9 protein-coding genes and 1 riboswitch are annotated in these 10028 nt (G+C 43.2%); of the genes, 5 read left to right on the forward strand and 4 right to left on the reverse strand.

Features of this window, described 5'->3' with window-relative positions; all coding sequences use genetic code 11:
• Window positions 1-29: 29 nt before the first annotated feature.
• Window positions 30-842 carry a YihY/virulence factor BrkB family protein gene (locus tag BVI01S_RS17080; protein WP_244886951.1) on the reverse strand — a complete coding sequence of 271 codons (813 nt, stop codon included), beginning with the start codon at window positions 840-842 and terminating at the stop codon, window positions 30-32.
• A gap of 257 nt (window positions 843-1099) precedes the next feature.
• Between BVI01S_RS17080 and kynA the strand changes: the two genes are divergently transcribed.
• The 3 genes from kynA (at window position 1100) to BVI01S_RS17095 (ending at window position 2931) form a co-directional block, all read left to right on the forward strand.
• Complete coding sequence (gene kynA, locus BVI01S_RS17085) at window positions 1100-1939, forward strand: tryptophan 2,3-dioxygenase (protein ID WP_061811051.1); 840 nt, start codon at window positions 1100-1102, stop codon at window positions 1937-1939.
• A gap of 242 nt (window positions 1940-2181) precedes the next feature.
• Window positions 2182-2382: a cold-shock protein gene (locus tag BVI01S_RS17090; protein WP_034763568.1), complete on the forward strand. Its 201-nt coding sequence runs from the start codon at window positions 2182-2184 to the stop codon at window positions 2380-2382.
• Window positions 2383-2487: 105 nt separating this feature from the next.
• The gene (locus tag BVI01S_RS17095) at window positions 2488-2931 is read left to right on the forward strand and encodes an SACOL1771 family peroxiredoxin (RefSeq protein ID WP_034763564.1); all 444 of its coding nucleotides are present in this window, start codon (window positions 2488-2490) and stop codon (window positions 2929-2931) included.
• 47 nt (window positions 2932-2978) lie between these two features.
• On the opposite strand, the gene BVI01S_RS17100 is transcribed toward BVI01S_RS17095, so the two are convergent.
• On the reverse strand, window positions 2979-3281 hold the full coding sequence (locus BVI01S_RS17100) for a DUF3243 domain-containing protein (RefSeq protein WP_371928756.1): 303 nt from the start codon (window positions 3279-3281) through the stop codon (window positions 2979-2981).
• A 208-nt stretch (window positions 3282-3489) separates the two neighbouring features.
• Between BVI01S_RS17100 and BVI01S_RS17105 the strand changes: the two genes are divergently transcribed.
• Both BVI01S_RS17105 and BVI01S_RS17110 read left to right on the forward strand, forming a co-directional pair.
• Window positions 3490-4227, forward strand: coding sequence for an SDR family oxidoreductase (locus BVI01S_RS17105; protein WP_061811052.1), 738 nt, complete (start codon window positions 3490-3492; stop codon window positions 4225-4227).
• Between the two features lie 23 nt (window positions 4228-4250).
• Entirely contained in the window at window positions 4251-5717 is a 1467-nt protein-coding gene (locus BVI01S_RS17110; protein WP_061811053.1) for an aldehyde dehydrogenase family protein, read from the forward strand.
• Between the two features lie 42 nt (window positions 5718-5759).
• On the opposite strand, the gene BVI01S_RS17115 is transcribed toward BVI01S_RS17110, so the two are convergent.
• Together BVI01S_RS17115 and BVI01S_RS17120 are read right to left on the reverse strand one after the other, a co-directional pair.
• Window positions 5760-6797: a ribonucleotide-diphosphate reductase subunit beta gene (locus BVI01S_RS17115; protein ID WP_034763553.1), complete on the reverse strand. Its 1038-nt coding sequence runs from the start codon at window positions 6795-6797 to the stop codon at window positions 5760-5762.
• 16 nt (window positions 6798-6813) lie between these two features.
• Window positions 6814-9051, reverse strand: coding sequence for a ribonucleoside-diphosphate reductase subunit alpha (locus tag BVI01S_RS17120; RefSeq protein ID WP_061811054.1), 2238 nt, complete (start codon window positions 9049-9051; stop codon window positions 6814-6816).
• Between the two features lie 145 nt (window positions 9052-9196).
• Window positions 9197-9376: riboswitch (cobalamin riboswitch) on the reverse strand.
• Window positions 9377-10028: the final 652 nt, after the last annotated feature.

Genomic DNA, 10028 nt, shown 5'->3' on the forward strand with positions numbered 1-10028 from the left:
AATCGCCCGGCACTATAGCCGGGCGATTTCTATTTCAATGTTTTCTCCGCTACACTACCGTTCAACAAGCCCCCGATTAGAAGGATTGTTGAGGATATATAAAACCAGACCACCAGTGTAATGACACTCCCCAGCTGACCGTAAAATTGGGAATAATCATTCAACTTCACGTACGTTCCATACAGCCACGACACTCCCTGCCACCCGAATGTCGCAACCAATGCGCCAGGGATGACATGGAGAAGCGATATCCTTTTACTTGGAACGACCATATACAGAAAGACAAAGAGGATGAACATAAAGACAGAGCTCAATCCCCATTTGCCGATCACCCAGGCCTGACTCCAATCTCCGTTAATTTTCCCTTCTGTAAATCGTGCATGCCGGACATACTCCTCGACAACCGGTACGATGAGGGAAAACGAAATGAGGATCATGAAGCCGACCGTCAATAGAAGATCATACAACAATGCGATGAAAAAAGGTTTCTTCCTTTCAATCCTATATGCCTGATTCAACGAACGGACCATCGATTGGACCGCCATCGAAGAAAGCCAGAAGGTGAAGAAAATGGAAACCGATAAGACGTCCCCTCTCTGGTCATAGAGAATGCGTTCAATATTATCCTGGATGATGGCGTATGATTTATCAGGGGCAAATGGTTTGATCAAGAGCAGCACATTGGTCTCCGATATGGGCAGATAACTGATTAATGAAAACACGAAAATCAAAAATGGAAAAATGGATAACAATAAGTAATAGGCCAACTGCGCTGAATGATCGAAGAAGCGTTCCTTGAAAAATCGAGCAGTCACCGTCTTAATATGTTGTATGATCATCATGGTTTTAACTCCTAAGCAGGAAAAGATACTATCATTTTCCCCTTTAAGATACGATTCAATCCACTTTGAACCGTTTTACTGAATTCACGGACTACATGGCGCATCCTCGATGACCATTCCATATTAAATGGAGATTCTCAATAAAATACCGGCCATAAAACCGAAGGAGGATTTACGTGTTCCCTTCAAGAAATATATATAAAAGGGGATCAATCAGTTGCATCTCTGAATCTACATAGAAGAAAGGGAGAATCATTATGGTTAACAAGAACGATTCCATGGGGAATGAAGAAGTATATACGGATTTTATTAACAGAATGACGTATGGTGAATATTTGGGACTGGATACATTATTGGATAGTCAAAAGCGTTTATCCGGTCACCACGATGAAATGTTGTTCATCATCATTCATCAAGTAAGTGAACTATGGATGAAACTGATCCTGCATGAAACCAGGGCAAGCATCGCCTCCATTCAAAAAGGCGAACTGTCCCCTGCATTTAAAATGCTTGCCAGGGTTTCAAAAATACAATCCCAGATCATCCATGCATGGGACGTGTTATCGACCCTCACCCCATCAGAGTATGTCCAATTCAGAGACAGCCTTGGTCAAGCCTCCGGGTTTCAATCCTATCAATACAGGATGATTGAATTCGCCCTGGGATATAAAACCAGCCATGTTCTTAAAATTTACAAGAAAGATCCCGAGTTATTAGCCCAGCTTACCGAAGCCTATGAGGCCCCTTCCCTTTATGATGTTTCCATCCTTGCTTTGGCGGGTGCAGGGTTGCCAATTCATGAAGATGTAAAGAATCGTGATTATACAAAACCCTACAGTGAAGACCAGTCGGTACTCGACGCCTGGACAACCGTCTATAAAAATCCTGATCAGTATTGGGACCTTTATGAGTTGGCTGAAAAATTAATCGACATTGAAGATTGGCTTCAGCAATGGCGGTTCCGCCATATGAAAACAGTCGAAAGAATCATCGGCCATAAAATGGGTACCGGTGGCTCCAGCGGTGTCGGGTATTTAAAAAAAGTGCTTGACCACCGCTTTTTCCCTGAGCTTTGGAACGTGCGTACGAACCTTTGAATCAGCTTTAACATACTCTTTTAAACGTTTTCAGAATACATGTACTATTCACATTCTTTTAGCCTATTTTTATTTATGGCAATCCTCAGGGTTGCCATAAATAAATTTACCTGATAATATGTAATAGAATTATTTTTGTTCGGAATGGAAGGATGGACAAAGTTTTTAAAGCTTTTCGCCTTGAAGTTACATGAGCAAGAATAGTAATACATTGTGTGGAGAACACACGAGGAGGTAACATTATGTTAGAAGGTACAGTAAAATGGTTTAACGCAGAAAAAGGTTTCGGATTCATCGAGCGCGAAGGTGGAGACGACGTGTTCGTACACTTCTCAGCTATTCAAGGCGAAGGATTCAAAACTTTAGAAGAAGGTCAAAAAGTTTCTTTTGAAATCGTTCAAGGAAACCGTGGAGACCAAGCAGCTAACGTAACTAAAGCATAATTTATGCTTACCGAAAGACTCTACTCTGTAGAGTCTTTTTTCTTTGCCATCCATTCACAATGTGTATACAATATTCTTAACTTGTTTTCTGGGAGGATTCTATGTATGGCAAAACACTCGTTTCATATCTCTACTGAATGGCCCGGTCTCAGGAATGATACAGGTACCTTGAGCTCTGAACATTTTCATACGAAAATTTCGATCCCACCTGAAATGGACGGTCCAGGAATCGGGACAAACCCTGATGAAATGCTCCTTGGAGCTGCAGCTACATGTTATATCATCACGCTTGCTGCTATGCTGGAAAGAAGCCATATAGAGAAAAAAGACTTAACCATGACATCTGAAGGAATTGTAGAAGTGGAAAAAGGGGTCATCACATATAAAGAAATCATTCATCGGCCGATCCTATCACTCGGTTCTGCTGCCAGTGAAAAAGACATCGCACTTTCAAAGAAATTGATGCTGAAAGCTGAACAGTCATGTATGATCACACGTGCCCTCAAGGGGAATGTATCGGTGAAGGTAGATCCAGAAATACATATGTAGCAAAAAGCAAAAAAAGGGCTTCCGGACGGATGCCCTTCTTTGTTTACTCACGATTCTGCGTGAACAAGTTTAACGAGCATGTGAGAAAGCATATGCTGTTCTTCTTTATTTCCTGCTTTCCATAATTCATATAACAGCTTCTCTTCCCTGTTTTTCGGTTCTTCATGAGCTGCAAGATAGTCCCCTACCTTCTGTGCTGCCTTTGCCTGCTGCTCTTCATTCATCCCCAGCTTATCTGCTAAGGAAACCTTGTTACCTAAGTATTCTTTGAAATGATCAAAGTTTGAAAGAATGTCCTCTTTTTTATCATTGGACATTCGATCCATCGTACTGCTTACCTTCGACTCCATCTTTTCTTCTGTGGAATGATTTGCCATGCCAACCTCTCCTCTCACTAATCTACTATGTATATTCCCAGCAAAGGAATTGCTAAACATTTATTTTCTTGAATATGGAAAAACATACTCGACTCTCTCTGTATTGTTTATTTCCTGCACGTAATGTGTAAACAATAAGGAGGCAATAGAGCTAAACAACTTTTAAGGAGGACGAAGGAGTATGAGTTCAAAGAAGGTAGCGATCATTACGGGAGCGAGCAGTGGGATCGGTCAGGCAACAGCAAAGGAATTGGCCTCTAAGAATATCACGGTGATGCTTGCAGCTAGACGGGAAGAACGATTGAAGGAATTGAAGGATGAAATAGAGCAAATGGGCGGAACGGCCTTTTATCATGTCACAGACGTGACGAACGTTGAAGAGATGGAACAACTTGCGAAGAAAACCGTAGAAGAAGCCGGCCGGATTGATTTATTGGTCAACAACGCAGGCCTCATGCCCCTCTCACTGATAAACAAACGAAAAATCAAAGAATGGGATCAGATGGTTGACGTCAATATTAAAGGGGTACTCTATGGGATATCCGCGGTTCTTCCTTATATGGAAGATCAGAAGTCAGGACATATCATTAACATTTCATCTGTAGCCGGACATAAAGTGATGCCTGGCAGTTCTGTCTACAGTGGAACCAAATATGCCGTCAGGGCGATTACAGAAGGCTTGAGACAGGAAATGAATGCATCGCATAACATTCGTACAACGATTATTTGTCCCGGGGCAGTTGCAACAGAGCTGACTGAGACCATTACAGACGAAGATATTTTAGCCGCTTTCAAGGATCGGGATATGAAGCCACTGGACAGTGAAAATATCGCCAAAGCAATTTCTTATGCCGTGGAGCAGCCTGATCATGTAGATGTCAATGAAATCATTGTACGCCCTACCCAGCAGGATATGTAAACAACAAGGAGGAAATGGATTTTATGAATACACAATTTGATAAACTTTTCATCAATGGTGAATGGCTTGATGGAAGCAGTGAAAAGACAATACCGAATCAGAATCCTTTTGATCATTCTGAAATCGGATCCATTAAAGCTGCCAGTAAAGAAGATCTCGATAAAGCGTATCAATCAGCACAGGAAGCCCAAAAATCCTGGGCAAATGAGCTTCCTCAAACCAAGAGAGCCATTATGGAAAAGGCGGTCTCTGTTGTTGAAGAAAATAAGGATTTAATCATTGAATGGCTCATCAAGGAGTCAGGCAGTACGTATATGAAAGCTGCAGGAGAAGTGACCGTCTCCATTAATAGCATGAAGGAAGCTGCAACGTATCCCTATAGGATGGAAGGGAAAATCCTGCCTTCCCAAGTTCCCGGTAAGGAAAACAGGGTATACAGGGCACCCCTTGGAGTCGTCGGCATCATCAGCCCATGGAATTTCCCCTTCCATCTGGCTGTCCGCTCCATTGCGACTGCTTTGGCTACCGGAAACGGGGTCGTCGTTAAGCCGGCTACACATACCCCTGTGACTGGCGGGTTATTATTTGCAAGTATATTTGAAGAAGCCGGACTTCCCAAAGGACTTCTTAATGTTGTAGTAGGAAAAGGGTCGGAAATCGGGGATGATATCGTGACCCACCCCATCCCCCGCTTGATTTCCTTTACAGGATCTACGGAAGTGGGACGCCGCATCGGGGAACTTGCAGGGAAAAATCTTAAGAAAACGGCTTTAGAGCTCGGTGGCAATAATGTCTTTATCGTACTTGATGATGCAGACCTCGATCAGGCTGTTGAATCAGCCCTTTTCGGTAAATTCTATCACCAGGGCCAAATTTGCATGAGCATCAACCGGATCATGGTTCAAAAAGGGATGTATGAAAAATTTGTGGATGCCTTCGTATCCAGGGTAAAAGAATTACATGTTGGAGATCCCTCGGACAAAAAGACACAAATCGGTCCATTGATCGATCAAAATCAAGTAGACCGGATATTGAAAGATATTGAAAGCAGCAAGGAAATGGGCGCTGAAGTGGCACTTGGAGGAAATGCAGAAAAGAACTTATTATATCCGACCGTTCTGACCCATGTGACAAATTCAATGCCGATTGCAAAGAATGAAATTTTCGGACCAGTGGCAGCCATCATACCATTCGATTCCGAAGAAGAAGTTGTAGGGCTGGCTAACGAACATCCTTATGGCTTAAGCGGAGCAGTCCATTCTTCATCCATTGAGAGAGCGACGAATGTGGCTCATCAAGTGGAAACCGGGATGATTCATATCAATGACGAACCGGTGAATGACGAGCCCCATATGCCATTCGGCGGAGAAAAAGATTCAGGACTCGGACGCTTCAACGGGGAATGGGCACTCGAAGAATTCACGACGGTGAAATGGGTGGCCGTTCAACATAAAAGAAGAGATTATGGTCCTTTTATTGAAAAGAGATAACAAAAAGCGAGTCATGCCGACTCGCTTTTTATTATCATTCCTTTACAGCTCATCAAATCCATTGGCATCCGATGTTTTCGTGTATTGCCTCGATTTTTGTTCAAAGAAATCGGTCTTTCCCATATCCACTTCCTGATACGCTATGATCCATTTGAGCGGATTCGTTCTGTACCCCTCGAATGGTTCGTCAAAACCTAATTGCTTCGCTCTTTTATTGGCCATGAATTTTATATAATCCTCTACATCACTCATCAGAAGCCCTTCCACATGGGATCCAATAATCTCCCTCCCCCATTCCATTTCGAGGAGCGCTGCCTGTTTAAATGTTTCCACCCCGAACGTACGCAGCTCTTCCGTATCATAAGAGGGATTTTCATTCAAAACTTCTTTAAATATCTTTTCAAACAATCCGACATGGAGCTGTTCGTCACGATTGATATAATTAATCATCGTGCTCGTTGCGACCATCTTTTGGTTTCTTGCTAAATGATAGAAAAAAGCAAAACCTGAATAGAAGAACAATCCTTCCAGGATGACATCATAAATGATTGACTTTAATAGATTCTGAACAGTCGGTGATTCCACAAATCCTTTATAGCCATTTGTGATAAATTCATTCCTTTTTAACAGAATGGGATCGTTCTTCCAAAAGTCAAACACTTCATTTTGCTCTCTTTTCGACACGATGCTGGATAACACATAACTGTAGGAATGGTTATGCACGACTTCTTGCTGTGCCAGGATGATCATCAGGGCATTTAGGCTCGAATCCGTCAGATAATCTGCCACTTTACCCGCATAGTCGGTTTGAACGCTGTCAAGAAGCGCCAGGAGTCCTATGATTTTTAAAAAGGAGTCCTGCTCGTTCTCAGGTAAAGTAGGGAACTGCTTGATATCTTTAGCCATATTGATTTCAAATGGAGTCCAGAAATTCCCCAGCATCCTTTTATATTTTGGGTAAGCCCAGGGAAACCGCACGTCATCCCAGTTTAATATATTGGAACTTTTCCCGTTTACGATACCCGTTGATTTATTTGGGGCCAGTGAATCAATCAGGACCCGCTGTTTCAATTCTTCCATTTTCCTTCTTCCTCCCCTAGCTATGACAGCTTTCGCATTCTTCAAAATTGGATACAGACGTAGACCTTACATAATAAGTGGTTTTCAATCCGGACTTCCATGCGTCCAGGTGAAGATCCAGTAAATCTTTAGCCTTGATGTCATTACGCACATACAGATTAAATGAAATCCCCTGATCGATATGCTTCTGCCTCCTTGCGTTCTGTTCCACACTCCAATGTTGATCCACTTGATAAGCGGTCTTGTAATACCAGGTTGTTTCCGGAGACAGATCGGGAGCGGTCACTGGAATCTTGTAATCTTTCTTTTCTTCTGAATACTGGAGCCTGAATATCGGATCGATGCTCGCAGAGGACCCCGCAATGATCGAGGTTGAGGAATTGGGGGCTACCGCCATTAAATATCCATTACGGATCCCTTTGTCTTTAATCCCATCCTTCAATTCCATCCATCTTTCACTTGAATAGTCCCGTTTCAGAAAATAATCTCCCGTCGCCCAGTCCGAGTCGTCGAAATAAGGATAGCTTCCTTTTTCCTTTGCCAGTTCATGGCTTGCTTTTATCGTATAATAAGCAATCTCTTCATAAAGGGAATCACAATAGTCGACCGCCTGACTGCTTTCCCACTTCAATCCCTTCAGGGCAAGGAGATGATGCCATCCAAATGTCCCTAATCCGATTCCCCTGTACCGCTGATTGGTGATCTGGGCCTGCAGGACGGGAAGGTCGTTTAAGTCAATCACATTATCCAGCAGTCTTACGCCTATCGACACCACTCTCTCAAGCTCATCATCCAGGATGGTCTTGGCTAAAGAAATGGACGCGAGATTGCATACGACATAATCTCCCGGTGACTTATATGTGACGATCTTCCCATCTTGTATCACCTCTTCTTCCATCACAGTCGCACTCATATTCTGAGTGATTTCGGTACATAGGTTACTGCAATAGATCATCCCTTTATGGGGATTGGCATTCATGCGGTTAACGGTATCCCGGTAAAACATATACGGAGTCCCCGTTTCGAGCTGAGATATCATGATGCGCTTAAAGATTTCAATGGCAGGCACCACTTCCCGTGAAAGGGTGGGGTGAGCGACACATTCCCAATACTTCTCACGAAAACTACCAGCACCGGATGTTTCGTCATAGAAGTCTTCCAGGGAAAAGCCCATGACTCCTTTCACTTCATGAGGGTCGAATAAATACCAGTCTTCCCTCTTTTCTACCTGTTCCATAAACAGATCGGGTAAGGAGACTCCCGTGAAAAGATCATGGGTCCTCTGCCTTTCGTCCCCATTGTTCAACCGGGTATCCAGAAAGGGGAAGATGTCTTTATGCCATACATCCAAATATACGGCGATCGCACCTTGACGCTGACCCAGTTGATCGACGGAAACCGCCGTATTATTCAGTTGTTTCATCCACGGTATGACCCCGGAGCTCACTCCTTTAAATCCCTTAATATCACTCCCCCTGCTGCGGACCTTTCCTAAATAAATTCCAAGGCCCCCACCATTCTTGCTAAGAGTGGACACGTCCGTATTACTGTCATAAATGCTCCTTAAGTCATCTTCAACCGTATCAATGAAACAGCTGGATAACTGGCCATGGCTTTTTCCTGCATTTGCAAAAGTAGGGGTTGCCACGGTCATATACAGATTGGACAGTGCCCAATACGCTTCTTCAATCAAGGAAATTCTTTTTTCCTTTTCCTCATTCATGCATAACATCATACTGATGACCATAAATCGCTCTTGAGGAAGCTCCAGGACTTTTCCATTATGGGATTTTGTTAAATACCTCTCAGCCAGCGTAACGATCCCTATGTAAGTAAAGAGTTGATCCCTGTTGAAATCCAGAATGGAACCTAAGTAATCCACTTCTTCCTTGCTATATGAATCCAGTAGTGACGGGGAATAAAGGTGAGCTTCAGTTAATTCTTTGACCATTTCATAAAATGAGCCGGATAGATTCTCTTTTGATTTCCCCCTTGAAAATGATATGCCCTCATATAAATCTTTGATGTACAAGGATGCTGCCACATAGGTCCAATCCGGTTCGAGTGCGGTAATACGTTCGATCGCTGTCAGGATCATGAAATGGTGAAGCTGTTCACTGGTCCATTCCTCCTGCTGATCTGCATACATGGTGATTTTCTTATCGAATTCTGTGAAATCCAGGTTGGGAAACTGTCTGCTAAGGCTGTTGAGAATCCCTTCCACTTCTTTTTGTTTTACCATTGTGAATGTCATGATTCATTCCTCCCGTTTTATTAATGTGGGAAGGAGTCAAAAAAAGCCCGTCCTTCAGGAAGGACGGGCTTTAAACAATACGGAGATATAAATAGACCTACGCCTATTGTAATCCTCGCTTTATCCTCCCAATTCCCGAAGAAGATAACACGTGTTAAATAAGGCAGGTCTCCTGACTCGCGCTTCACTCTACTCTAAGGCCTTCCCATCGATACGACAGTGGCAGTTCCTTATTTCGTCAGCACATACAGTTGCGGGGACAGCTCCGGATTCTCACCGGATTCCCTTTTAAGTCTCATCAGACACCTTATTTACAGGTTATAATCAATATATAGTTATAAAAATGAAAACAGACACCAAATGTTGTGCCTTTAACTATCATATATGATTCAAAATGGATTTACAAGTAATCTATTCATTTTTATTTTTGCTCTCTCCGCATAGATTGGTGTAAATTATTCAAATACTAAGTTCTGTAGCTCTGTCAACGAGGATGAGCTCTAGGGTGAGGGGAACTGCTTCGCTTTCCACGGACGTTCGGTCGAGCCTCCTCAGCACAGTTCGCTTCCGGGGTCTCGACACGCCCGTTTTTCCGTAGCAGTCTACGCAGTTCCCCTCACCCTCTATTTAAGCTATTGGAGACAGAGCTCAAAGATTTTCGAAACCCTACGTAGAATAAATAGCATATATTTCTCTTATTAATCAGTTGTTTCCGCATTTGAATGGATTTGAAGGAGTAGAGACAATTATTACAATAGTTTAAAAGATCATCTTAATGTAGTTGATTGGAGCGGAAGGTGCTCGACTCCGACGGGAATAGCGGGAAAGCCTGAAAAGCGGAGGTGGCTTGCTCAGCCCGGACAAGCATAAGATGAATGGGCTAAGAAGGCGTCCTTGTGCCTTCTTGGACCATTTAGCTTATGACCTCGAGGGGCTAGACACCGTAGCTGGATCTTGAGACCCCGCAGGGCATTTGC

The organism is Rossellomorea vietnamensis NBRC 101237 (assembly GCF_001591825.1).
GTDB classification, from domain to species: domain Bacteria; phylum Bacillota; class Bacilli; order Bacillales; family Bacillaceae_B; genus Rossellomorea; species Rossellomorea vietnamensis.

What these genes read in the sequence shown, in the direction of transcription:
- BVI01S_RS17120 (WP_061811054.1), bottom strand. Translation starts at nt 9,051, where the DNA reads ATGACATTCACAATGGTAAAACAAAAAGAAGTGGAAGGGATTCTCAAC.
- BVI01S_RS17100 (WP_371928756.1), bottom strand. Translation starts at nt 3,281, where the DNA reads ATGGAGTCGAAGGTAAGCAGTACGATGGATCGAATGTCCAATGATAAA.
- BVI01S_RS17110 (WP_061811053.1), top strand. Translation starts at nt 4,251, where the DNA reads ATGAATACACAATTTGATAAACTTTTCATCAATGGTGAATGGCTTGAT.
- BVI01S_RS17080 (WP_244886951.1), bottom strand. Translation starts at nt 842, where the DNA reads ATGATGATCATACAACATATTAAGACGGTGACTGCTCGATTTTTCAAG.
- BVI01S_RS17105 (WP_061811052.1), top strand. Translation starts at nt 3,490, where the DNA reads ATGAGTTCAAAGAAGGTAGCGATCATTACGGGAGCGAGCAGTGGGATC.
- BVI01S_RS17090 (WP_034763568.1), top strand. Translation starts at nt 2,182, where the DNA reads ATGTTAGAAGGTACAGTAAAATGGTTTAACGCAGAAAAAGGTTTCGGA.
- BVI01S_RS17115 (WP_034763553.1), bottom strand. Translation starts at nt 6,797, where the DNA reads ATGGAAGAATTGAAACAGCGGGTCCTGATTGATTCACTGGCCCCAAAT.
- BVI01S_RS17095 (WP_034763564.1), top strand. Translation starts at nt 2,488, where the DNA reads ATGGCAAAACACTCGTTTCATATCTCTACTGAATGGCCCGGTCTCAGG.
- kynA (WP_061811051.1), top strand. Translation starts at nt 1,100, where the DNA reads ATGGTTAACAAGAACGATTCCATGGGGAATGAAGAAGTATATACGGAT.